This window comes from Pseudomonas sp. ANT_H4 (assembly GCF_008369295.1).
GTDB lineage: Bacteria > Pseudomonadota > Gammaproteobacteria > Pseudomonadales > Pseudomonadaceae > Aquipseudomonas.
In genome coordinates, this window is record NZ_VOBG01000008.1 from 131,648 (window position 1) to 154,269 (window position 22,622).

General features: G+C 58.7%; 20 protein-coding genes and 2 tRNA genes. 15 read left to right on the forward strand and 7 right to left on the reverse strand.

What is annotated here, in order from left to right; genetic code table 11:
* Positions 1–154: 154 nt before the first annotated feature.
* Both FQ182_RS12830 and FQ182_RS12835 read left to right on the forward strand, forming a co-directional pair.
* On the forward strand, positions 155–1,870 hold the full coding sequence (locus FQ182_RS12830; protein ID WP_133099651.1) for a proline--tRNA ligase: 1,716 nt from the start codon (positions 155–157) through the stop codon (positions 1,868–1,870).
* Positions 1,871–1,890: 20 nt separating this feature from the next.
* On the forward strand, positions 1,891–2,844 hold the full coding sequence (locus FQ182_RS12835; protein WP_149411911.1) for a hypothetical protein: 954 nt from the start codon (positions 1,891–1,893) through the stop codon (positions 2,842–2,844).
* 34 nt (positions 2,845–2,878) lie between these two features.
* Here the strand turns inward: FQ182_RS12835 and dinB are convergent, their stop codons facing one another.
* Positions 2,879–3,937 carry a DNA polymerase IV gene (dinB, locus tag FQ182_RS12840; protein ID WP_149412014.1) on the reverse strand — a complete coding sequence of 353 codons (1,059 nt, stop codon included), beginning with the start codon at positions 3,935–3,937 and terminating at the stop codon, positions 2,879–2,881.
* Between the two features lie 279 nt (positions 3,938–4,216).
* Here dinB and FQ182_RS12845 point away from each other — a divergent pair.
* The 4 genes from FQ182_RS12845 (at position 4,217) to FQ182_RS12860 (ending at position 8,777) form a co-directional block, all read left to right on the forward strand.
* Positions 4,217–4,293: transfer RNA gene (locus FQ182_RS12845), tRNA-Met, on the forward strand.
* Between the two features lie 216 nt (positions 4,294–4,509).
* Positions 4,510–4,586 (forward strand) — tRNA-Met (locus FQ182_RS12850).
* A gap of 268 nt (positions 4,587–4,854) precedes the next feature.
* Positions 4,855–7,497 (forward strand): bifunctional lysylphosphatidylglycerol flippase/synthetase MprF, encoded by a 2,643-nt coding sequence (mprF, locus tag FQ182_RS12855; protein WP_149411910.1) that lies wholly within the window; start codon positions 4,855–4,857, stop codon positions 7,495–7,497.
* Entirely contained in the window at positions 7,497–8,777 is a 1,281-nt protein-coding gene (locus FQ182_RS12860) for a virulence factor family protein (protein ID WP_149411909.1), read from the forward strand. The genes mprF and FQ182_RS12860 overlap by 1 nt, the downstream gene beginning before the upstream one ends.
* Before the next feature lie 77 nt (positions 8,778–8,854).
* Here the strand turns inward: FQ182_RS12860 and FQ182_RS12865 are convergent, their stop codons facing one another.
* Complete coding sequence (locus tag FQ182_RS12865) at positions 8,855–10,756, reverse strand: potassium transporter Kup (RefSeq protein WP_149411908.1); 1,902 nt, start codon at positions 10,754–10,756, stop codon at positions 8,855–8,857.
* A gap of 302 nt (positions 10,757–11,058) precedes the next feature.
* Here FQ182_RS12865 and rimO point away from each other — a divergent pair, with 302 nt between their 5' ends.
* From rimO to tsaA, 6 genes are all read left to right on the forward strand, one after another.
* The gene (rimO, locus tag FQ182_RS12870) at positions 11,059–12,399 is read left to right on the forward strand and encodes a 30S ribosomal protein S12 methylthiotransferase RimO (protein WP_149411907.1); all 1,341 of its coding nucleotides are present in this window, start codon (positions 11,059–11,061) and stop codon (positions 12,397–12,399) included.
* A 113-nt stretch (positions 12,400–12,512) separates the two neighbouring features.
* The gene (locus FQ182_RS12875) at positions 12,513–12,986 is read left to right on the forward strand and encodes a GNAT family N-acetyltransferase (protein WP_149411906.1); all 474 of its coding nucleotides are present in this window, start codon (positions 12,513–12,515) and stop codon (positions 12,984–12,986) included.
* A 71-nt stretch (positions 12,987–13,057) separates the two neighbouring features.
* Complete coding sequence (locus tag FQ182_RS12880) at positions 13,058–13,768, forward strand: rRNA pseudouridine synthase (RefSeq protein WP_149411905.1); 711 nt, start codon at positions 13,058–13,060, stop codon at positions 13,766–13,768.
* Positions 13,769–13,848: 80 nt separating this feature from the next.
* Positions 13,849–14,310, forward strand: a complete 462-nt coding sequence (locus FQ182_RS12885) for a DUF1456 family protein (protein WP_133099659.1) — start codon at positions 13,849–13,851, stop codon at positions 14,308–14,310.
* 130 nt (positions 14,311–14,440) lie between these two features.
* On the forward strand, positions 14,441–15,211 hold the full coding sequence (locus FQ182_RS12890) for an SDR family oxidoreductase (protein ID WP_149411904.1): 771 nt from the start codon (positions 14,441–14,443) through the stop codon (positions 15,209–15,211).
* 52 nt (positions 15,212–15,263) lie between these two features.
* Positions 15,264–15,959, forward strand: a complete 696-nt coding sequence (tsaA, locus tag FQ182_RS12895; RefSeq protein WP_149411903.1) for a tRNA (N6-threonylcarbamoyladenosine(37)-N6)-methyltransferase TrmO — start codon at positions 15,264–15,266, stop codon at positions 15,957–15,959.
* 87 nt (positions 15,960–16,046) lie between these two features.
* Here tsaA and fpr read toward each other — a convergent pair whose 3' ends face one another.
* On the reverse strand, positions 16,047–16,826 hold the full coding sequence (gene fpr, locus FQ182_RS12900; RefSeq protein ID WP_149411902.1) for a ferredoxin-NADP reductase: 780 nt from the start codon (positions 16,824–16,826) through the stop codon (positions 16,047–16,049).
* A 120-nt stretch (positions 16,827–16,946) separates the two neighbouring features.
* Here fpr and FQ182_RS12905 point away from each other — a divergent pair, with 120 nt between their 5' ends.
* Complete coding sequence (locus FQ182_RS12905) at positions 16,947–17,873, forward strand: LysR family transcriptional regulator (protein ID WP_178114442.1); 927 nt, start codon at positions 16,947–16,949, stop codon at positions 17,871–17,873.
* A 6-nt stretch (positions 17,874–17,879) separates the two neighbouring features.
* On the opposite strand, the gene FQ182_RS12910 is transcribed toward FQ182_RS12905, so the two are convergent.
* The 3 genes from FQ182_RS12910 to FQ182_RS12920 form a co-directional block, all read right to left on the reverse strand.
* The gene (locus tag FQ182_RS12910; protein WP_149411901.1) at positions 17,880–18,242 is read right to left on the reverse strand and encodes a diacylglycerol kinase; all 363 of its coding nucleotides are present in this window, start codon (positions 18,240–18,242) and stop codon (positions 17,880–17,882) included.
* Between the two features lie 75 nt (positions 18,243–18,317).
* A complete protein-coding gene (gene erdR / locus FQ182_RS12915; protein WP_149411900.1) occupies positions 18,318–18,968 on the reverse strand; it encodes a response regulator transcription factor ErdR in 651 nt (216 codons plus the stop codon).
* Between the two features lie 265 nt (positions 18,969–19,233).
* Positions 19,234–19,944 (reverse strand): tRNA-uridine aminocarboxypropyltransferase, encoded by a 711-nt coding sequence (locus FQ182_RS12920; protein WP_149411899.1) that lies wholly within the window; start codon positions 19,942–19,944, stop codon positions 19,234–19,236.
* A gap of 193 nt (positions 19,945–20,137) precedes the next feature.
* Between FQ182_RS12920 and FQ182_RS12925 the strand changes: the two genes are divergently transcribed.
* Both FQ182_RS12925 and FQ182_RS12930 read left to right on the forward strand, forming a co-directional pair.
* Positions 20,138–20,578, forward strand: coding sequence for a PA3611 family quorum-sensing-regulated virulence factor (locus FQ182_RS12925; RefSeq protein ID WP_149411898.1), 441 nt, complete (start codon positions 20,138–20,140; stop codon positions 20,576–20,578).
* Between the two features lie 396 nt (positions 20,579–20,974).
* Positions 20,975–22,084, forward strand: a complete 1,110-nt coding sequence (locus FQ182_RS12930; protein ID WP_149411897.1) for a TIGR00730 family Rossman fold protein — start codon at positions 20,975–20,977, stop codon at positions 22,082–22,084.
* 65 nt (positions 22,085–22,149) lie between these two features.
* Here FQ182_RS12930 and recX read toward each other — a convergent pair whose 3' ends face one another.
* Positions 22,150–22,617 carry a recombination regulator RecX gene (recX, locus tag FQ182_RS12935; RefSeq protein ID WP_149411896.1) on the reverse strand — a complete coding sequence of 156 codons (468 nt, stop codon included), beginning with the start codon at positions 22,615–22,617 and terminating at the stop codon, positions 22,150–22,152.
* Positions 22,618–22,622 lie beyond the last annotated feature (5 nt).

The window sequence follows — 22,622 nt, forward strand, 5'->3', positions numbered from 1 at the left end:
ACCGCGGGGTAACTGACACACCGCGCCGCCTGTATCGCAGGCAAGCCAGCTCTCACACAAGCCCGGCTCCAACAACCAGATGCCTGTACGTCGGCCGCAAGCGCCCGTACAATCCCAAGTCATTTCAAGTCCAAGCAACCGACAACGGCCTACCATGCGCACCAGTCAATATTTGCTCGCCACACAGAAAGAAACGCCTTCCGACGCGGTCGTGATCAGCCACCAGCTGATGCTGCGCGCCGGCATGATCCGCAAACTGGCCTCGGGCCTGTACACCTGGCTGCCCATGGGCTTGAAGGTGATGCGCAAGGTCGAAGCGATCGTTCGTGAAGAAATGAACGCCGCCGGCTCTCTAGAAGTGTTGATGCCGAGCACCCAACCGGCTGAGCTGTGGCAGGAATCCGGGCGTTGGGAAGAGTACGGCCCTGAATTGCTGCGCTTCAAGGACCGTCATGGCCGCGATTTCTGCGCCGGCCCGACCCATGAAGAAGTGATCACCGACCTGATGCGCAACGAGTTGAGCAGCTACAAACAACTGCCCCTCAACCTGTACCAGATCCAGACCAAATTCCGTGACGAAATCCGCCCGCGCTTCGGTTTGATGCGCGGCCGTGAATTCATCATGAAGGACGCCTATTCGTTCCACGCTGACCTGCCATCCCTGCAGGTCACCTATGACCGCATGCACCAGGCCTACTGCAACGTATTCACTCGCCTGGGCCTGAAATTCCGCCCGGTTGAAGCGGACAACGGCTCCATCGGCGGCGCTGGCTCCCACGAATTCCACGTACTGGCCGATTCCGGCGAAGACGATATCGCCTTCAGCAACGGTTCCGACTACGCGGCGAACATCGAGAAAGCCGAAGCCGTGCCACGGGAAACCTCCCGTCCTGCGCCAAGCGAAGAGCTGCGCCTGGTGGATACTCCCGAGACCAAAACCATCGCGGCCCTGGTGGAAAAATTCAATCTGCCGATTGAAAAGACCATCAAGACCCTGATCGTGCATGCCGAAGAAGAAGGCAAGCTGATCGCCCTGGTGATTCGTGGTGACCACGAACTCAACGAAATCAAAGCCTCCCAGCAGCCAGGCGTTGCCAGCCCGCTGGTCATGGCCAGCGATGCCGAACTGCGTGACGCCATTGGCGCCGGCGCCGGCTCCCTGGGCCCGCTGAACCTGCCGCTGCCAATCATCATCGACCGTTCGGTTGAGCTGATGAGCGACTTCGGTATCGGCGCGAACATCGATGACAAGCACTACTTTGGCGTCAACTGGGAGCGTGACCTGCCGGTTCCGACCGTGGCCGACCTGCGCAACGTGGTGGCCGGCGACCCGAGCCCGGATGGCAAGGGCACCCTGGAAATCAAGCGTGGCATCGAAGTCGGACACATCTTCCAGCTGGGCAACAAGTACAGCAAGGCGATGAAGTGCGAAGTGCTGGGTGAAAACGGCAAGCCTATCACCCTGGAAATGGGCTGCTACGGCATCGGCGTTTCCCGCGTGGTTGCCGCCGCCATCGAGCAGAACAACGACGAAAAAGGCATCATCTGGAGCGACGCCCTGGCACCGTTCCAGATCGCCCTGGTACCGCTGCGCTACGAAACCGAGCAAGTACGCGAAGCCACCGACAAACTGTATGCCGAACTGACGGCCGCCGGTTTTGAAGTGCTGCTGGATGATCGCGACAAGAAAACCAGCCCAGGTATCAAGTTCGCCGACATGGAACTGATTGGTATCCCGCACCGGATCGTGGTCAGTGACCGTGGTCTGGCCGATGGCAATCTGGAATACAAGAGCCGGACCGAAGCCCAAGCCCAGCCGTTGCCAGTGGCTGACGTACTGTCTTTCCTTCAGGCGCGTATTCGTCGCTGAAAACCAGATCAAGAGAAGTCATGCTCAAGCGAAACACCTTAGCCCTCGGGGGCGCCACTTTATGTGGCGCCCTACTGGTCAGCGGCTGCGCCAATCAAATGTCGCAACGCAGCGAGCACGAGGAACGCATCGAGCGCAAATTGCTCGACCATAGCCTACAGATCGATGTTGGCGAGCCCAAGGTGCTTGAGCTGCCGCAACGTCGGGTGCGCATTCATGAACAGAGGACCTTCGAGGTCACTGAATTTGAAGTCACCCGTCATTATGATCGCTACACGCCGTACCAGCCTTGGCGGGAACTCTATGAGATCCCCCTTGGCGCGGTGGCGGTGGTGGCAGGCGTCGGCGCCAATGTGGTCAATGTCTTCGCCCTAGGCAACCTGCCGGACAGCGTGACCCGCGACTGGATCAGCTATGGAGTGGCCGGGCTCAACCCGTTCATGAACGTACAGTCCCACGGCCGCGCGCAACAGAACCTGGCGGGCATTAATGAAATCCAGCGCGACAGGCGCCTGGAATACACCAGCCTGCCGTGGAGCGAACGCCCGGTCCAGGTGAAAGCCGGCAAGCAAACCTTTGATCTGACCACCGACCGCAACGGCGTACTGCGCCTGAACCTGTTGGATAGCCCGTTTGCCGAGCAGGACCTGAACCACGTCAGCACGTTGCAGATCAGCATTGAAGATGCCCAGGATGACGTGCATTCGGACTCATCGCTGGCCATCAGCAGCACCTTGCGGGGAAAACTGCTCGAAGCCCATGGTTTGATCTACGACGACCTAGAAGATGACGAAGTCAGCCAATGGGTACACCGAGTCAAGCGCTTGTCGGAGCTTGGCCTGGAAGAAGAAGCCAGCGAACTGGAACAAAGCCTGATCGAACTGACCCGCAATGATCCTCAATTGCAGCAGGAATTCCTCAAGGCCTTGACCCAGGATGGCGGACGGTTGGTGGCGGACCCTGGGGCGAACTGACATTGTTTTTCTGTAGGAGCGAGCAAGCTCGCTCCTACCACGGCAATTCCAACTGCTCATTCCCATTGTTCAAATCCAGCAAGCGCACACCAATTCCCAGCAACCGCACCGGTTTCCCACCGCGCTTGAACGCCTGGGCCAGCAACTGCTGATAACTCTCAAGATCCCGCCCTGCCCCTGCCTGTTCCAAAGTAGTCTGAGTGAAGTCATGGAATTTCACTTTGACGAAAGGTTTGCCCGGTCGATAGCTACTGTCGATACGAGCCATGCGCCCAGCCAGGGTGTCGATCAACTCGGGGAGTTTTTCCAGGCAACTGGACAGGTCCGGCAAATCGACGTCGTAGGTGTTTTCCACACTGATTGATTGCCGACGACTGTCGTTCTGCACAATGCGCTCATCAATCCCACGGGCCAGGCTCCACAGCCGCTCGCCGAAACTGCCAAATTCGCGCACCAGCGCCAGCTTGTTCCAGTCCCGCAGTTGCAGACAGTCTTCAATCCCCAGCCGCGCCAGCTTGTCCGCCGTGACCTTGCCCACGCCATGCAGCTTATTAACCGGCAACACAGAAACAAAATCCTCGACTTGATCCGGCGTTATCACAAACAACCCATTGGGCTTTTTCCAGTCGCTGGCGATTTTGGCGAGGAATTTGTTCGGTGCCACACCAGCAGAGACGGTGATATGCAGTTGATTGGAGACCCGGCGCCGGATGTCCTGGGCGATGCGCGTGGCACTGCCGCCAAAGAGCGGGCTGTCGGAGACATCCAGGTAGGCCTCATCCAGCGACAGTGGCTCAATCAGGTCGGTGTAATCACGAAAGATCGTCTGGATTTCCTTCGACGCTTCTTTATAGGCATCCATGCGCGGCTTGACGATGGTCAGGTCCGGGCAGAGCTTCAGCGCGTGGCGGGACGACATAGCCGAGCGCACACCGTAGGCCCGCGCCTCATAGTTGCAGGTAGCGATCACGCCGCGGCGGTCCGCCGAACCGCCGACGGCCAGCGGCTTTTGCGCCAGGGTCGGGTCGTCACGCATCTCGATGGCGGCGTAGAAACAGTCACAGTCGACGTGGATGATTTTGCGCTGCGTCATATATAAGGAGGGAATGGTCAACGGATCGCCAGTATCTCACTCACACCTGTATATAGCACCAGTACTGTGAATCTTCTGACTAGCCGGCAGGAAAAAAGCCTCATGCATTTATTTTCTCAATCGAAACAGACACCCCAATAGAGCTAAAAGCCTCGGCCATACTGGGCCAGAGCCCTTTCATGTGTTGCCTTGGAGAGCTAAGCGATTGAACCACAAGCGCTTTTCTTTGAATTAGCGGTTGACACACCTACGTATCGCTGTAGAATGCCGACACACAGACGCGGGATGGAGCAGTCTGGTAGCTCGTCGGGCTCATAACCCGAAGGTCGTCGGTTCAAATCCGGCTCCCGCAACCAAACATCGAAAAAGGCTACTCGAAAGAGTGGCCTTTTTTGTGCGCATCTACTTTACCTTCGCAGTCGCCCCCTCCCTTCTTGTCCTACAAAAAACCTTACCCATCGAGCACTTACCGCTCGTAGATGACAATCACCGACTAATTCGCACTTATTTGACCCATCCACCAATTAACGGTTGACACCTCGCCGCTGCTCTGTAGAATGCCGCCACACAGACGCGGGATGGAGCAGTCTGGTAGCTCGTCGGGCTCATAACCCGAAGGTCGTCGGTTCAAATCCGGCTCCCGCAACCAAACATCAAAAAAGGCTACTCGAAAGAGTGGCCTTTTTTGTATCCGGTGAAAAAGTTCTTTTGAAACAATGGCATGGCATCCTTCATGAAACCGGATGCGGTTTGTGGAGTCCATTCCATAGCAAGCTATGCTGACTACTCTCTAAGACTAATGCGCGCTGTCGCCGGACCCGGTGAACCGCGTTAATATTTGTAATTATTTTGTCCATAGGGATTGGTAACTTGGCTGGATACCCCCATCCTGTCGCGCACAATCCACGAGGTGATTGATGCGCGCCAACTCGTCTGAACCACAAGACACTGTCACAGCGACACAACCGATCCCCCCCACCCGTTTGCGCTGGCTGGATCTGTTGAGCAAGTACCGCCACCCCATAGGATTGGCTGTCACGCTGTTGCTGTTCACGATTGCCTTGATTGCCTGTCGCCACCTGCTGCTTGAGCTGGACCTGTACGCACTGCATGACTCAATCCTGCAAGTGCCCAAGCCTTCCCTGCTGGGTGCATTCGCCGCCGCTATCGCCGGCTTTATTATTCTATTGGGCTACGAGTTTTCCGGCGCCCGCTATGCCGGTGTGAAGCTGCCCGCTAAAACATTGGCCTACGGCGGCTTTACCGCATTCGCCATCGGCAATGCCATTGGCCTGTCGATGTTGTCGGGTGGTTCGGTGCGTTACCGGCTGTATGCGCGGCACGGCATCGGCGCTTCAGAAGTTGCCCGTATGACGGTGTTCGCCAGCCTGGCCCTGGGTTGCGCCCTGCCCCCGCTGGCCGCCCTGGCCACCCTGAGCAACTTGCCCGCCGCCTCTAATGCGCTTCATTTACCCGCCAGCCTGCTCGGCGGTATTGCCGGCGCCGTTCTGCTGTTGTCGGTAGCGCTGTGCATCGGTATTTATCGCCGCCGGCTGGCGGAGCAACCTTATCCAGACAACCTGCTGGTCAAGGTCGGACGCCGCACCCTGCGCCTGCCCGGCCGCCGCCTGACTTTCCTGCAATTGATCATCACCGCCCTGGACGTCGCCGCTGCCGCCACCGTGTTGTATCTGTTGCTGCCGGAAGCACCACCCTTTGGTCCGTTCCTGCTGGTTTACCTGCTGGCCCTCGCCGCCGGCGTACTTAGCCATGTACCGGGTGGTGTAGGGGTTTTTGAAGCGATTCTGCTGGCGGCCTTCGCCGACAAGCTCGGTGCAGCGCCATTGGCCGCCGCCCTGCTGCTGTACCGGATGATCTATGTGGTGCTGCCGCTGTTGATCGCCTGCGTATTCCTGCTGGTCAATGAAGCCCAGCGCCTATTCCAGACGCAACAAAGCCTGCGGGTCGCTTCGGGCCTGGCCGCACCGGTTTTGGCGGTACTGGTTTTTTTGTCCGGCGTGGTACTGCTGTTCTCCGGCGCCACCCCGGAAATCGACTCACGCCTGGAAAACATCGGCTTCCTGATTCCCCACCGTCTGATTGACGCCTCGCACTTCGGCGCCAGCCTGATCGGCGTGCTCTGTCTGTTGCTGGCCCAGGGCCTGCGTCGACGTTTGTCGGCGGCCTGGATGCTGACCATGGTGCTGTTGCTGGTGGGCGCCCTGCTCTCCCTGCTCAAGGGCTTCGATTGGGAAGAAGCCAGTCTGATGACCATGACCGCCGTGCTGCTGGCCATCTTTCGACGCTCCTTCTATCGCGCCAGCCGCCTGACCGAACTACCGTTCTCGCCGTTGTACCTGGTGGCCAGCGTCTGCGTGCTCGGTGCTTCTATCTGGCTATTGCTGTTTGCTTATCAGGACGTACCTTACAGCCATCAGCTGTGGTGGCAGTTCACCCTCGACGCCAACGCCCCGCGTGGCCTGCGCTCGCTGCTGGGCGCCGCCGTAGTACTGGTGATTGTTTCGTTGACCTGGCTGCTGCGCACCGCACGCCCGGTGATCCACCTGCCGACACCCGACGAACTGGAGCGCGCCACCAAAATCCTGATGGCTTCGGCGCAACCCGACGGTGGCCTGGCGCTGACCGGTGACAAGGCGCTGCTGTTTCACCCCAATGACGAGGCGTTCCTGATGTACGCCCGTCGCGGCCGCAGCCTGGTGGCCCTCTATGATCCGATCGGCCCCACCCAGCCACGGGCCGAGATGATCTGGCAGTTCCGCGACCTGTGTGACATTCACCACGCGCGCCCGGTGTTCTATCAGGTCCGTGCCGAGAACCTGCCTTACTACATGGACATCGGTCTGACCGCGATCAAGCTGGGCGAAGAAGCCCGGGTCGACCTGAAACGCTTTGACCTGGAAGCCAAGGGCAAAGAGATGAAAGACCTGCGCTACACCTGGAACCGAGGGACCCGGGACGGCCTGTCCCTGGAGATCTTTGATCCGGGCCAGGCGCCGATGGATGAGCTGAAAGTCATCTCCGACGCTTGGCTGACCGGCAAGAACGTGCGGGAAAAAGGCTTTTCCCTGGGACGATTCAGTAACGACTATCTCAAGCACTTTCGCATCGCGATCATTCGCTTCGAAGGGCACCCGGTGGCCTTCGCCAACTTGCTTGAGACGTATAGCCATGACCTGGCCAGCCTCGACCTGATGCGCGCCCACCCCGACGCGCCGAAACTGACCATGGAGTTCATGATGGTCGGCCTGATTCAGCATTATAAGAACCATGGCTACGGCCGCTTCAGCCTCGGCATGGTGCCGTTGTCGGGCCTGCAACCACGTCGTGGCGCGCCCCTGACCCAACGCCTGGGCTCGATGGTGTTCCGCCGTGGCGAGCAACTGTATAACTTCCAAGGTTTACGCCGCTTCAAAGACAAGTTCCAGCCCGACTGGGAACCCCGTTACATGGCCGTGCCCGCAGGACTTGATCCGCTGGTGGCACTGGCCGATACCGCCGCCCTGATTGCGGGTGGCTTGACTGGATTGGTGAAACGCTGATGATTCGACGCTCCTGGCGGTATGTATTGGCCTTTGTAGTGCTGCTCGCCCTAGTCTTGGGTGGCGGCTATTGGTTCTGGAACCGCCCTGCCCCGCAGCCGACCCTGGAGCAGTTGCCCCAGGCCGACGGTTCGGTCATGACCCGCGTAACACCGAGCACCACACCGAAAGCACGGGTAGCCGTCGCGGTGATGGCCGACGAAACCCTTACCGACAATCAACTGATCGCTCTCAGCCAGGGCGGCGCCGCACAGATCGTCCAGGTGATCCTGCCCAAGGACGACTGCAAGCTGCAGGAACAAGCCCTGCAAACCGCCCTGAGCCAGCTCAAGGGCCCGGCGACACTCGTCAGCGGCATCGGCCCTGGCGCAGCGCTAGCCTGGCGCTGGCTGGCCGTGCAGAACGACGACAAGGCCAATGCCATCTCCGTCGGCTTCGCCCTGGTCCAGGAAGGCTGCAAGGACCCGCTACCCAAGACTGCCGCCCACGGCAGCTGGCTGGTGGCGTGGAACGACAACCCTGACGATGAAAGCGCCAGTTTCGTACGCGATACACCGCGTGCCACCACCAGTATCAGCGACTACGACATTCACTACCCGCAAGTACTGAACAACGAACTGCGCAAGCAATTGGTCGGTTCGGACAACGGCGGTCTGGCGATCCCGGTGGTGGAAGTACCTGCCGGCCAGACCAAGGACACCGTCACGCTGTTCCTGTCTGGCGATGGCGGCTGGCGCGACCTGGACCGCGACGTGGCCGGGGAAATGGCCAAGATCGGCTACCCAGTGGTTGGCATCGACACCTTGCGTTACTACTGGCAGCACAAAACCCCGGAACAGAGCGCCAAAGACCTCAGCGAACTGATGCAGCACTACCGGCAGAAATGGGGCACCAAGCGCTTCGTGCTGACCGGCTACTCATTCGGCGCCGACGTCTTGCCGGCCATCTACAACCGCCTGCCGCAAGCCGAGCAGCAGCGGGTCGACGCAATCATCCTGCTGGCCTTTGCCCGTACCGGCAGCTTCGAAATCGAAGTCGAAGGCTGGTTGGGCAATGCCGGCAAAGAAGCAGCCACCGGCCCGGAAATGGCCAAGCTGCCGGCAGCCAAGGTGGTGTGCATCTACGGCGCCGAAGAAGTCGACGAGAGCGGCTGCACCGACAAGACCGCCGTGGGCGAAGCCATGAAGCTGCCGGGCGGCCATCACTTCGACGAGAACTACCCGGCTCTGGCCCAGCGCCTGGTGGATATCATAGAGAAGCGCCAGGGCAAGACCGAGTAACCCGAAACCGGGAATGCACTCGCAGCCCCACAAAAAAGCCCCCGCTGCCGCAAGGCAACGGGGGCTTTTTGTTGGGCTTACATTTCTACCTGGGTACCCAACTCGATCACCCGGTTCACCGGTAGCTTGAAGAAGCGCAGGTTGCCGTTGGCGTTCTTGAGCATGAAGGCGAACAGCCCTTCGCGCCAACGGGCCATGCCTTCAAGCTTGGAGGCGATGACCGTCTCGCGGCTGAGGAAGTAGGTGGTGCGCATCGGACTGAAGTCCAGGTCGTCCAGATGGCACAGTTTCAGCGCCTCGGGCACGTCCGGCTCATCGACGAAACCAAAGTGCAGGATCACCCGGAAGAAGCCCTCGCCGTAGGAGTCGACTTCAAAGCGGCGCTGGGCCGGCACACGCGGGATGTCTTCGTAGACCACCGTCAATAACACCACCTGCTCATGCAGCACCTGATTATGCAGCAGGTTATGCAGCAAGGCGTGAGGCACGGCATCAGGTCGCGCCGTCAGGAACACCGCGGTGCCCTGCACTCGATGAGGAGGCTGTACCTGGATACTGCTGATAAAGATCGGCAGCGGTAGCCCGCCTTCATCCAGACGGTCCACCAACAGCTCTTTGCCGCGCTTCCAGGTGGTCATCAGGATAAACAGCACAATCCCCGCAAGAACAGGGAAGGCACCACCCTGGAGGACCTTCGGCACGTTGGCGGCAAAGAACAGCCCGTCTACCAGCAGGAAACCGACCAATACAGGGATTGCCAGGACCGGTGGCCATTTCCACAGCAGCAGCATCACCGCCGACACCAGAATGCTAGTGATCAACATGGTGCCGGTCACCGCCACACCGTACGCCGATGCCAACGCGGTAGACGACTCGAAGCCCAGCACCAGCAGGATCACCCCGACCATCAGCGACCAGTTCACCGCGCCAATATAGATCTGGCCCTGTTCGGCGCTGGACGTGTGCTGGATATGCATACGCGGAATGTAACCCAACTGAATCGCCTGACGGGTCAGGGAGAATGCACCGGAAATCACTGCCTGAGATGCGATCACCGTAGCCAGTGTCGACAGGCCCACCAGCGGAATCAGCGCCCAACTTGGCGCCAGCATATAGAACGGGTTGCGTGCCGCTTCAGGGTTTTCCAGTAACAACGCGCCCTGGCCAAAGTAGTTGAGCACCAATGCCGGCAGCACCAGCGCGAACCAGGCCCGAGCAATCGGCTTGCGGCCGAAGTGGCCCATGTCGGCGTACAAGGCTTCAGCGCCGGTCAGCGCCAGCACCACAGCACCGAGGATCGCCACGCCCATGCCCGGATGGACGATAAAGAAACGCACCCCCCATACCGGGTTCAGCGCATTGAGCACCTCGGGGTGTTGGACGATCCCATGAATGCCCAAGCCGGCCAGCACCAGAAACCACAGCACCATCACCGGCCCAAACAGCTTGCCGATGCGGTCGGTGCCATGTTTCTGGATCAGGAACAGCCCGACCAGTACCACCAGCGACAACGGCACCACCCAACGCTCAATACCGTCAAAGGCCAGCTCCAGGCCTTCTACCGCTGACAGCACCGAGATTGCCGGGGTGATCATGCTGTCGCCGTAAAACAGCGCTGCACCAATCAGGCCGAGAATCACCAGCACCGAACGCAATCGCGGATAAGGTGCCGCTGCCCGCCGGGCCAGCGCCGTCAGGGCCATGATACCGCCCTCGCCCTGGTTGTCGGCCCGCAGGATAAACAATACGTACTTGATCGAAACGACCCAGATCAGCGACCAGAAAATCAGCGCCAGAATCCCGAAGACACCGTCATGATTAACCTGAACCCCGTACGCCCCGGAAAACACCTCTTTAAGGGTGTAGAGCGGGCTGGTGCCGATATCCCCGTAGACCACCCCGACTGCCGCCACCAGCATACCGATCGGCTTTGCGTTGGATTGCTCGGCACCTGCTGCCTGACTACTTGCCTGACCCATCAATCACTCCTGCCCTTGACCTAAGGCCTTTTATAAACAGCGCGCCTATGTACGGGCACCTAAGCTGTCCACAGAATGCGCTGTTTTACTTCTAGTTACAGACGATTTGTTGACCACCCAGATTCATCCAAGTGCAACGGCGCGAAGCATAGCGCAGCACTCGTCGCATTTCCCTGCATAAAGCTGGTCAAGTGCGTTGCCCGTCGCTAGAATTGCGCACTTTTTGATCAGAGGCGCATCAAGCGCCCGTCCGCCGCCTTGTCGTGCACGACTGGCAGCGTCATTCAATACCGAGGTTAGACATGTCCACCACCATCGCAAAGGCCAACCCCAAGGTTGGCTTTGTATCCCTGGGTTGCCCAAAGGCCCTGGTCGACTCCGAGCGCATTCTCACGCAACTGCGCATGGAAGGTTATGACATCGTGTCCACCTACCAGGACGCCGACGTGGTGGTGGTCAACACCTGCGGCTTTATCGACTCGGCCAAGGCTGAGTCTTTGGAAGTGATCGGTGAAGCCATCAAGGAAAACGGCAAGGTCATCGTCACCGGCTGCATGGGCGTGGAAGAAGGCAACATTCGCAACATACACCCCAGCGTGTTGGCCGTAACCGGCCCGCAGCAGTACGAGCAAGTGGTCAACGCCGTGCACCAAGTAGTGCCGCCGCGCCAGGATCACAACCCGTTGATCGACCTGGTACCGCCTCAAGGCATCAAGCTGACCCCGCGCCACTACGCATACCTGAAGATTTCCGAAGGCTGCAACCACAGCTGCAGCTTCTGCATCATCCCGTCGATGCGCGGCAAGCTGGTCAGCCGCCCAGTGGGCGACGTGTTGGACGAGGCCCAGCGTCTGGTCAAGTCTGGCGTCAAAGAGTTGCTGGTGATCTCCCAGGACACTAGCGCCTACGGCGTCGACGTCAAGTATCGCACCGGTTTCTGGAACGGCGCGCCGGTGAAAACCCGCATGACCGAACTGTGTGAAGCCTTGAGCAGCCTAGGCGTGTGGGTGCGCCTGCATTACGTCTACCCGTACCCACACGTTGACGAACTGATCCCGCTGATGGCCGCCGGCAAGATCCTGCCGTACCTGGACATCCCGTTCCAGCACGCCAGCCCGAAAATCCTCAAGGCCATGAAACGCCCGGCCTTCGAAGACAAGACCCTGGCGCGGATCAAGAACTGGCGCGTAATCTGCCCGGAACTGATCATTCGCTCCACCTTCATCGTCGGCTTCCCCGGCGAGACCGAAGAAGACTTCCAGTACCTGTTGAACTGGCTGACCGAAGCCCAACTGGACCGCGTTGGTTGCTTCCAGTACTCGCCGGTGGAAGGCGCCCCGGCCAACCTGCTGGACGCGGCGATTGTTCCGGATGAGGTCAAGCAAGACCGTTGGGAGCGTTTCATGGCCCATCAACAGGCCATCAGCTCGGCGCGCCTGCAACTGCGCATTGGCAAGGAAATCGAAGTGCTGATCGACGAAGTCGACGAACAAGGCGCAGTCGGCCGCTGCTTCTTCGATGCCCCGGAAATCGACGGTAACGTATTTATCAATGATGCCAGCGGCCTCAAGCCCGGTGACAAGGTCTGGTGCACGGTCACCGATGCCGACGAGTACGACTTGTGGGCTGAAAAGCGCGGCTAATTTTGCAAGCATGGTGTGAAAAATTGAAAAGCCCTGCTCTTTGACAAGATGCGGGGCTTTTTTAGGTCTATCGTATTGCCATCAGTGCCAATCATTGGCAAGGGGCTGCGGGCATGCGTCAGCATTCGGTTATCCATACACCTAAATCCAGCGATTATCAGGAGTTGACCCGCATCTGGGAGGCATCGGTGCGCGCTACCCATGACTTTCTGCCGGACAGTTACATCGAGCTGCTGAAAAACCTGGTGCTGACCCGCTACCTGGATGCAGTGATGCTGATCTGCACCAAGGACTCGCGCCAGCGCATCACCGGTTTCGCCGGAGTGGCGGTGGGCAAGGTCGAGATGCTGTTCATTGATCCGCAACACCGCGGGCAAGGCCTGGGCCGACAGTTGCTGCGCTATGCCATTGAGTCAATGAATGCCGAGGAACTGGACGTCAACGAACAGAACCCGCAAGCCCTGGGTTTCTACTTCAAACAGGGTTTCGAAGTGATCGGACGTACGGAGCATGACGGTATGGGGCAACCTTATCCGTTGTTGCACATGCGTTTGCGCCAGGATCAGCAACAGGCCCGCCGAGGCTAAATGAAATGGAGCCGGGATTAACCGGCGCCACACAGGTACAATAGCTGCCCCCTTTTGCTACGGCCCATGTCATGACTGACCCCACACGCCTCTCCAAACGCCTCATCGAACTGGTCGGCTGCTCCCGTCGGGAGGCTGAGCTGTTTATCGAAGGCGGCTGGGTCTCGGTGGATGGCGAAGTGATCGACGAGCCGCAGTTCAAAGTCACGACGCAAAAGATCGAGCTTGATCCAGAAGCCAAGGCCACGGCCCCTGAACCGGTGACGATCCTGCTGCATGCACCGACGGGTGTAGATGCCGAAAGCGCGATGCAGACCATCAGCGCCGAGACCCTCTCCGAAGAACACCGCTACGGTAAACGGCCGCTCAAGGGGCACTTTCTGCGCCTGAGCGCCAGTTCCGACCTGCAAGCCAATGCCAGCGGCCTGCTGGTGTTTACCCAGGACTGGAAAATCCTGCGCAAACTGACGGCCGATGCCAACAAGATCGAACAGGAATACGTGGTGGAAGTGTCCGGCGACATGGTTGCCCATGGCCTGAACCGCCTAAACCATGGCATGACTTACAAAGGCAAGGAGTTGCCAGCGGTGAAAGCCAGTTGGCAGAACGAGAACCGCCTGCGCTTTGCGTTGAAAAATCCGCAACCGGGTGTGATTGCCTTGTTCTGCGAAGCCGTTGGCCTGAAGGTCGTCGCCATTCGACGCATCCGCATTGGCGGAGTCTCCATCGGCAAGGTGCCGGTGGGCCAATGGCGCTATCTGTCCGGCAAAGAGAAGTTTTAACCCCTCTCTTTTTTGCCTCCGAACCTCTCGACACCGCCTTCCTGGGCGGTGTTCACAGTTGAATGACCAGGATTGCCCACATGATTCACAACGACGTACTGCGCAGCGTGCGCTACATGCTCGACATCAACGACAACAAAGTTGTCGAGATCATCAAACTCGGCGGCATGGACGTTACCAAGGAAGACCTGCTCACCTACCTCAAAAAGGACGAGGAAGAAGGCTTCGTGTTCTGCCCGGACGAAGTCATGGCCCATTTCCTCGATGGCCTGGTGATCTTCAAGCGTGGCAAGGATGAAAGCCGTCCACCGCAGCCAATCGACCTGCCGATAACCAACAACATTATCCTGAAGAAACTGCGTGTGGCCTTCGAACTGAAGGAAGACGACATGCACGCGATCCTCAAGGCCTCCGAGTTCCCGGTGTCCAAGCCTGAGCTGAGCGCGCTGTTTCGCAAGTTCGGCCACACCAACTACCGCACCTGTGGCGATCAGTTACTGCGCAACTTCCTCAAGGGCCTGACGCTGCGCGTGCGCACCTGATTGATGGGCTTGCGGCGGCCTTCGGGCCCCGCAGGCAGGCATGACCCTCCATTCCGTTAAAAAATAGTGGCTCCGCTTCCAGCGGCTGGCGACTAGGGTGAGTCCTCTCCCCTTTCGCTCAGGATCGCCCATGCACCCTTACTTCTCCCTGCAAGGCCGCACCGCCCTGGTGACCGGCGGCACCCGTGGTATCGGCAAGATGATCGCCAAGGCCTTTGTCGATGCCGGCGCCATTGTCTACGTCTGCGCCCGTGACGCCGAGGCCTGCGAGCAAACCGCAATCGAGTTGAGTACTTTTGGTGAGTGCCATGGTTTGGCCGCCAACCTGGCCCATGAAGAAGGTGTCGAACGATTGGCAGCGCACCTGGGCGAGCGAATCGGCCAGTTGGATATTCTGGTCAATAACGCCGGCACCACCTGGGGCGCACCGCTGGAAAGCTACCCGGTAAAGGGTTGGGAAAAGGTAATGCAATTGAACGTGACTTCGGTGTTCAACTGCATCCAGCAATTGCTGCCACTGCTGCGCAAGGCGGGGTCGGCGGCCAACCCGGCGCGGATCATCAATATCGGCTCGGTCGCCGGGATCTCCTCGTTTGGCGAGCAGGCATATGCCTATGGGCCAAGTAAGGCTGCCCTACACCAGCTGTCGCGGATTCTGGCGCGGGAGTTGGTGAGCCAGCACATCAACGTCAATGTGATCGCCCCAGGGCGTTTTCCGAGCAAGATGACTCAGCATATCGGCAACGATGAGCAGGCCCTGGCTGAAGACACGGCGCTGATCCCAATGAAGCGCTGGGGCCGTGAGGAAGAGATGGCGGCGCTGGCGATCAGTCTGGCGAGCACGGCCGGTGCCTATATGACCGGCAATATTATTCCGCTGGATGGCGGGTTCAGTCTCTGAAGCCGGCGGCTCGGGTTATCATGCCCGCCTCACCCCGCTTCGACCCCAGACCATGACCTACAGTGTTTCGCCCGTCGGCTTCGTCCGTTCCTGCTTTAAGGAGAAGTTCGCCATTCCCCGCCAACCGCAACTGGCCCCCGCCGCCCGTGGCGTTCTGGAGCTGGTGGCGCCGTTCGATCAGGGGCAAGCGGTACAAGGCCTGGAGCAGGTCAGTCATGTGTGGTTGCTGTTCCTGTTCCACCAGGCGCTGGAAGACAAACCCCGGCTGAAAGTCCGCCCGCCGCGCCTGGGCGGCAACAAGTCCATGGGGGTATTTGCTACCCGCGCTACCCATCGGCCCAACGGTATTGGGCAATCGGTGGTCAAACTGGACAAGGTGGAAGCCAATCGCCTGTGGATATCCGGCATCGACCTGCTGGATGGTACGCCGGTTCTCGACATCAAGCCTTATGTGCCCTACGCCGACATTATCGATACAGCGACCAATAGCATCGCCAGCGCTGCGCCGCAGCTGATTCCCGTGCAATGGCTGAAGTCTGCCCTGCAACAGGCACACGACCATGCTCAGCGCCTTGACGAGCCATTGGTGGCGTTGATTGAACAGTGTCTGGCGCAAGACCCACGGCCGGCGTACCAGGTTCCCACGTCAGAGCGGGAGTATGGCGCGCAGTTCTGGGATGTGGATGTGCGTTGGCACTATCCAGAGGCTGGGATGATTTGTGTGTTGGAAGTGGTCGCGGCCGAGTAAACCCCGGAAACGAAAAAGCCCGCGTTGCCTGGGAAGGCAACGCGGGCTTTTTCATGTACGACTCTCGCGCCTACAAGTGACCCGAAGTCACTTCTCGACGAATGCACGCTCGATCAAGTAGTCACCCGGATCACGCATCCGTGGCGAAACTTTCAGGCCGAAGCTGTTCAATACTTCGCTGGTCTCATCAAGCATGCTCGGGCTACCGCACAGCATGGCGCGGTCGTCCTGGGGGTTGATCGGAGGCAGGCCAATGTCTCTGAACAGCTTGCCGCTGCGCATCAGGTCGGTCAGGCGGCCTTCGTTCTCGAACGGCTCGCGAGTCACGGTTGGGTAGTAGATCAACTTGTCACGCAGAGCCTCGCCGAAGAATTCGTTCTGCGGCAGGTGCTCGGTGATGAATTCACGGTAAGCGACTTCGTTGACGTAACGTACGCCGTGGCACAGGATCACTTTTTCAAAGCGCTCGTAGGTTTCCGGGTCCTGGATCACGCTCATGAACGGTGCCAGGCCGGTACCAGTGCTGAGCAGGTACAAATGTTTGCCCGGCTTCAAATCGTCCAGCACCAGGGTGCCAGTCGGTTTTTTGCTGACGATGATCTCGTCGCCTTCCTTCAAATGCTGCAATTGGGAAGTCAGCGGGCCATCCGGGACCTTGATGCTGAAGAACTCCAGATGCTCTTCCCAGTTCGGGCTGGCAATGGAGTAAGCGCGCATGAGCGGGCGGCCGTTGGGTTGTTGCAGGCCGATCATCACGAACTGACCGTTCTCGAAGCGCAGGCCCGGATCACGGGTGCACTTGAAGCTGAACAGAGTGTCGTTCCAGTGATGAACACTGAGGACACGCTCGTGGTTCATGTTGCTCATGTACGGGGGACTCCTGGAAATTTGTCTGCACCAATAGATGCGCAATTGCACAGCATTCTAATGGCGGTGACAATATCTGTTAACTGGATTATTAAGATAAGGGTTATCGGTTATATAGATATGCGATTTACTCTACGTCAACTGCAAGTCTTCGTCGCCGTCGCCCAGCAGGAAAGCGTCTCGCGCGCTGCTGGCCTTCTGGCCTTATCCCAATCCGCCGCCAGCACCTCAATCACCGAGCTGGAGCGTCAATCCAGCTGCCAATTGTTCGATCGCGCCGGCAAACGCCTGAGCCTCAATGCCCTCGGGCACCAGCTTCTGCCTCAGGCCGTGGCCCTTCTGGACCAGGCCAAGGAGATCGAAGACCTGCTCAACGGCAAGTCCGGCGTTGGCTCCCTGGCTGTCGGCGCCACGCTGACCATCGGCAATTATCTCGCCACGCTGCTGATCGGTAGCTTCATGCAGCAGCACCCCGAGAGTCAGGTGAAGCTGCATGTGCAGAACACTGCACATATTGTGCATCAGGTTGCGCATTACGAAATTGATCTGGGTCTAATCGAAGGTGATTGCAGCCACCCGGACATCGAGGTGCAAACCTGGGTCGAAGACGAACTAGTGGTGTTCTGCGCCCCACAGCATCACTTGGCCCTGCGCGGCCAGGCGAGCATGAAAGAGTTGACTCAGGAGGCCTGGATCCTGCGCGAACAAGGCTCCGGTACCCGCCTGACCTTCGACCAGGCCATGCGTCATCACCGCAGCGCCTTGAATATTCGCCTGGAACTGGAACACACCGAGGCCATAAAGCGCGCAGTGGAGTCGGGACTGGGGATTGGCTGCATTTCCCGGCTGGCGCTGCGCGATGCATTTCGCCGCGGAAGCCTGGTACCAGTGGAAACCCCGGACCTGGACCTGGCGCGGCAGTTCTACTTCATCTGGCACAAGCAGAAGTACCAGACCTCAGCAATGCGTGAGTTTCTGGAACTGTGCCGCGCCTTCACCGCCGGGATTCAGCGCAGCGACGAGATCGTGCTGCCGAGTATTGCCTGACTTTTGTCAGATCAGAATCACGGCCCACACGGCCGTGATCATGGTCAACGCCACGAACTGCGCCGCGCTGCCCATGTCCTTGGCGTTCTTCGACAAGGGGTGGCGATCCAGGGAAATCCGATCAATCGCCGCCTCTACTGCCGAGTTGAGCAATTCGACGATCAGCGCCAACAGGCAGACCGCAATTAGCAGCGCACGCTCTACACGACTGACATTCAGAAAGAAACTCAACGGAATCAGGATGACGTTGAGCAGCACCAACTGACGAAACGCCGCCTCGCCGGTGAACGCCGCACGCAGGCCATCGAACGAGTAACCGCTGGCGTTAAGGATACGTTTTAGACCGGTTTGACCTTTGAAAGGCGACATAGAGTAGGCAACTGAACAAAAAGGAGTGGGGAAGCTAGAGCACGCAAAGTCAAAAAAACGTGAACGGATCAAGCCTCAATCTTTCGAAATTGACTCAAGTTGTTGCAAGAGTAAAGCCGCCTGGGTCCGCGTACGCACCCCAAGCTTGCGGAAAATAGCCGTCACATGAGCCTTGATGGTCGCTTCGGACACGCTCAGCTCATAGGCAATCTGCTTGTTCAACAGGCCTTCACAGACCATGGTCAGCACCCGAAACTGCTGGGGCGTCAGGCTGGCCAGGCCATCGCGAGCGGCCTTGGCTGCATCGGAAATATTGACCTCTTCGAATGCCTGCGGCGGCCACGAGACATTACCGTCCAGCACGCTGCGTACAGCTTTCTGAATGTCTTCCATGGAGCTGGATTTGGGAATGAAACCGCTGGCACCAAATTCCTTGGAACGCACCACCACTGCCGCCTCTTCCTGGGCCGAGACCATCACCACGGGAATCTGCGGGTATTGCCCTCTCAAGAGCACAAGCCCTGAAAAACCATACGCACCGGGCATGTTCAGGTCCAGCAGCACCAGGTCCCAATCAGACTTTTCGCTGAGGCGGGTTTCCAGTTCAGCAATGCTGGCGACCTCGACCAATCGCACATCGGGCCCCAGGCCCAGCGTGACGGCTTGGTGCAACGCGCTGCGAAAGAGAGGGTGGTCATCGGCAATCAGGATTTCGTATGTGGCCATTTTTTAAATGATCCTGTTTTTTATGGGAACACCGATGGGTTCAGTGCTCGCCAACGCAACACAAGGTGACCGCCAGGCAGCGGTCACCACAGAGCGCGTTCAACGTCAAAAACGCAAAAAAGCGACGTCTCAAATCCACGGCGGCGCCCTAATCGGCGCCAAGCATGCCCAGCGTAGCCTGGGTGGTCAAGCACTACGCCTGAGGGCACTTTAACGGGCGCGCCATTCACAGTGCCATCATGCAAATGTCGTCTGGCCATGACGGCTATAGATAAGGTGTCAAGCGAGTATGGACGATGTCTGTCGGGTCCAGTGCCAATTGATACTTGGCCGCCAGATAGTGGGTACTAAAAACATCCAGGTAGGCGTCCAGTACTTCGCCGGCCAACTGATCGTCGGCCAGTTCCAGACACAAGGCGGCCACCTCGGCTGTACAGAAATGGTCATCCCGCTTGGAGCGACGCAGCTTGTAGCGCGACAGTTGCTCAGGCTCCAGGCTCAGTACCGGCAAGTGTTCAAGGTAAGGGCTCTTGCGAAACATCTTGCGGGCTTCACTCCACGTGCCATCCAACAGAATGAAAAGCGGGCGCTTGCCTTGCTCCAGCTTGACCTGGTTAACCACACGCTCCGGGGCGACAAATTCGCCAGGGAAAACGATGTAAGGCTGCCACTGCGGATCAGCCAACAAACTCAGCAACTGCGGCTCAACTTCGGTGCGCGACCAGGGAAATGCGCTGGTGTCGTCAATCACATCGGCAATCAGCCAGCCAGTATTGCTGGGTTTGAGCGGCTCCACATCATGCATCAGCAGGCACATGGCGGATTTGGCGTTCACTTTCGGGCGCCAGGCGCACAGGCAATATTCTGGAATCACCCTGCAGCCGGGACACCGCTCGGCACGTGAACCCCGGGCGACAAACGGTTTGATGGCGCGAGCCAGGCGCTGGGCGCGCAAGCGGGAGACGGCATGACTCATCGGGTGCGGCGCCGTAAACATGAAAAAATCGACACGAATAGAACTCAGGAAGGCGAAAGTCGCCGCAGTTTACCAGAGCCTTGCCCGTTCAATACGCCTGGCCGTGGCCCCAAGGCGCCCCTATAATCGCGCGCCACTGAACGCATAGCGCAGTGGCTGGTCATAGCACCAGTAACCGAATCAGGAGAGTTTGATGCTGCGTCTTATGTCGCGTTTTGTTGCCCCGTCCATCGCCCTCGCGCTGGTTTTGCCTGTAGGCGCCCAAGCTGCGTCCTTGCTGGAGGCTCAACTGAACAAGAAGCTACAAAGCGTCGCGGCGGAAAGTAACAAAGACCTGCCAAGGGAGATTGATGAGAAAACCCTGGAAGTGGCCTACACCGTAGAAGGGCTACAACTGATTGATCATCTCAGCGTAATGCCTGACCGTGCTGAGCAAATGCGCGCCAACCCCAAGGCAGTGTATTTCCAGCTGGGCCAAAGCGTGTGCTTGAACAAGGGTTATCGCGAGCTGATGGCCAAGGGCGCCGTGATGCGCTACGAAATTACCGAGAACAAGTCCAATCGCCCGGTGGCTTCGGTGAAGTTCCAAGAGGCTGACTGCCCGGCACCGGCCGCTGCAAAGAAGAAAAAGTAAGACGCTCTACTGTCGCGCGCGGCTGATCAGCGGCGCGCAATACACCCTCCTGTAATGCCCCCCGTTTCCCTGACCAATACCCAATAAGCTATTGCCAGCCAAGACTTTATGGGCTCATGATCAAATCAGACTGATGACCTGCACCGTCCGGTTTACACTCCACCCTGTAGCATTTCCAGGGCAAAAGAGGGTTGCCCTCGCATGACTTGCAGTGCAAAGGTTTTTAATCACAGGGAATATACAGAGCCGGTTTCGCCCACCTCCGCTACCAGAGGCCCGACGAACCCCGTGTAGTGCCCGGCAACGCCGCCGAGGCAGGCAGCGACACATGCAAGTGTCGTGGCGCCAACGAATTTCTCGTAGGCACCCAGGGTTCTGTGAAGAAGGATAAGTTGAATGCCTTACGAACCGAATGACCTTCTGATCCGCCATTTTCAAGACAACGGGACCGACCTCACGCAGCAGGTCGAAGCGCAACTCAACCTGATTGCCCCCAGCAGCCCGAACATTCCTCTTTATCGCGACATGATCCTTACCGTGCTGCGCATGGCGCAGGATGACCGCAACCGCTGGAATGCCAAGATTACCTTGAAGGCAATCCGCGAACTGGACCACGCCTTTCGGGTGTTGGAACAGTTCAAGGGCCGGCGCAAGGTCACTGTGTTCGGCTCGGCGCGCACACCTGTGGAAAGCCCGCTCTATGCATTGGCTCGCGAAGTTGGCGCGGCCCTCGCACGCTCAGACCTGATGGTCATCACCGGCGGCGGTGGCGGCATCATGGCCGCCGCCCACGAAGGCGCCGGCCTGGAGCACAGCCTGGGATTCAATATCACCCTGCCCTTCGAACAGCATGCCAACCCGACCATTGATGGCACGGAAAACCTGCTGTCCTTCCACTTCTTCTTTACCCGCAAGCTGTTCTTCGTCAAGGAGGCCGATGGGTTGGTGCTGTGCCCAGGTGGTTTCGGCACCCTTGATGAAGCACTGGAAGTCTTGACCCTGATCCAGACCGGCAAGAGCCCGCTGGTTCCCGTGGTGCTGCTGGATGCACCGGGTGGCGGTTTCTGGCAAGGCGCCCTGGACTTTATCCGCAGCCAGTTGGAAGCCAATCGCTATATCTTGCCCACCGATCTCAAACTGGTTCGCCTGGTGTACAGCGCCGAGGAGGCGGTAAATGAAATCAACCAGTTCTACGCCAACTTCCACTCCACCCGCTGGCTGAAGCGTCAGTTTGTGATCCGAATGAATCATCCCCTGAGTGATCGCGCATTAGCGCATATCCAAGAAGCCTTTGCGGACCTGCGACTCAGTGATGACTTCCATCAGCACGCCTACGCGGGCGAGGAACACGATGAATCGCACTTCAGCCACCTGACGCGATTGGCATTCAATTTTAATGGCCGCTACCAGGGTCGACTGCGGGAGTTGGTGGACTACATCAACTTACCGGAGAACTGGGCCGAGGCTCAGGGGAAGACGCAACAACGGGTACAAGAGCCCGCGTAAAATCAGAAGCAAAAAATGGCCCGCTATTTTCATAGCGAGCCATTTTTATATGCATCTATCAACACTCAGTCGTCCATCTCCCGACCACTCAATAGGCGGCTGATCATCTCCATCGAAAATCCACGATAACTCAGAAAACGTCCCTGTTTCGCACGCTCGCGGACATCAATCGGCAGATGTCCGGCAAACTTGCGCCGCCAAGTGTCTTCCAGTTGTGCCTGCCAACTGATACCGCACTCACGCAAGGCGAGATCGATATCAGCACGTTGCAGGCCACGCTGGCTCAGCTCCTCGCGAATCCGCGCAGGGCCGTAACCAGAACGGGCTCGATAGGAAACAAAACTCTCAAGATAACGGGCTTCCGAAAGCAGTCCCTCTTCCGTCAAACGGTCAAGAGCTGTGTCGATCATCTCGGGAGAAGCGCCGCGCTGACGCAGTTTACGCGTCAGCTCGACTCGACCGTGCTCACGTCGCGCGAGCAGGTCCATTGCAGTGCGCCGAACGGCGACAAGTGTATCCAGTACGACGGTCATCGTTT

Excerpts from the sequence above, each read along its gene's own strand:
- FQ182_RS12830 (WP_133099651.1), top strand. The coding sequence starts at position 155 with ATGCGCACCAGTCAATATTTGCTCGCCACACAGAAAGAAACGCCTTCC.
- FQ182_RS12835 (WP_149411911.1), top strand. The coding sequence starts at position 1,891 with ATGCTCAAGCGAAACACCTTAGCCCTCGGGGGCGCCACTTTATGTGGC.
- dinB (WP_149412014.1), bottom strand. The coding sequence starts at position 3,937 with ATGACGCAGCGCAAAATCATCCACGTCGACTGTGACTGTTTCTACGCC.
- mprF (WP_149411910.1), top strand. The coding sequence starts at position 4,855 with ATGCGCGCCAACTCGTCTGAACCACAAGACACTGTCACAGCGACACAA.
- FQ182_RS12860 (WP_149411909.1), top strand. The coding sequence starts at position 7,497 with ATGATTCGACGCTCCTGGCGGTATGTATTGGCCTTTGTAGTGCTGCTC.
- FQ182_RS12865 (WP_149411908.1), bottom strand. The coding sequence starts at position 10,756 with ATGGGTCAGGCAAGTAGTCAGGCAGCAGGTGCCGAGCAATCCAACGCA.
- rimO (WP_149411907.1), top strand. The coding sequence starts at position 11,059 with ATGTCCACCACCATCGCAAAGGCCAACCCCAAGGTTGGCTTTGTATCC.
- FQ182_RS12875 (WP_149411906.1), top strand. The coding sequence starts at position 12,513 with ATGCGTCAGCATTCGGTTATCCATACACCTAAATCCAGCGATTATCAG.
- FQ182_RS12880 (WP_149411905.1), top strand. The coding sequence starts at position 13,058 with ATGACTGACCCCACACGCCTCTCCAAACGCCTCATCGAACTGGTCGGC.
- FQ182_RS12885 (WP_133099659.1), top strand. The coding sequence starts at position 13,849 with ATGATTCACAACGACGTACTGCGCAGCGTGCGCTACATGCTCGACATC.
- FQ182_RS12890 (WP_149411904.1), top strand. The coding sequence starts at position 14,441 with ATGCACCCTTACTTCTCCCTGCAAGGCCGCACCGCCCTGGTGACCGGC.
- tsaA (WP_149411903.1), top strand. The coding sequence starts at position 15,264 with ATGACCTACAGTGTTTCGCCCGTCGGCTTCGTCCGTTCCTGCTTTAAG.
- fpr (WP_149411902.1), bottom strand. The coding sequence starts at position 16,826 with ATGAGCAACATGAACCACGAGCGTGTCCTCAGTGTTCATCACTGGAAC.
- FQ182_RS12905 (WP_178114442.1), top strand. The coding sequence starts at position 16,947 with ATGCGATTTACTCTACGTCAACTGCAAGTCTTCGTCGCCGTCGCCCAG.
- FQ182_RS12910 (WP_149411901.1), bottom strand. The coding sequence starts at position 18,242 with ATGTCGCCTTTCAAAGGTCAAACCGGTCTAAAACGTATCCTTAACGCC.
- erdR (WP_149411900.1), bottom strand. The coding sequence starts at position 18,968 with ATGGCCACATACGAAATCCTGATTGCCGATGACCACCCTCTCTTTCGC.
- FQ182_RS12920 (WP_149411899.1), bottom strand. The coding sequence starts at position 19,944 with ATGAGTCATGCCGTCTCCCGCTTGCGCGCCCAGCGCCTGGCTCGCGCC.
- FQ182_RS12925 (WP_149411898.1), top strand. The coding sequence starts at position 20,138 with ATGCTGCGTCTTATGTCGCGTTTTGTTGCCCCGTCCATCGCCCTCGCG.
- FQ182_RS12930 (WP_149411897.1), top strand. The coding sequence starts at position 20,975 with ATGCCTTACGAACCGAATGACCTTCTGATCCGCCATTTTCAAGACAAC.
- recX (WP_149411896.1), bottom strand. The coding sequence starts at position 22,617 with ATGACCGTCGTACTGGATACACTTGTCGCCGTTCGGCGCACTGCAATG.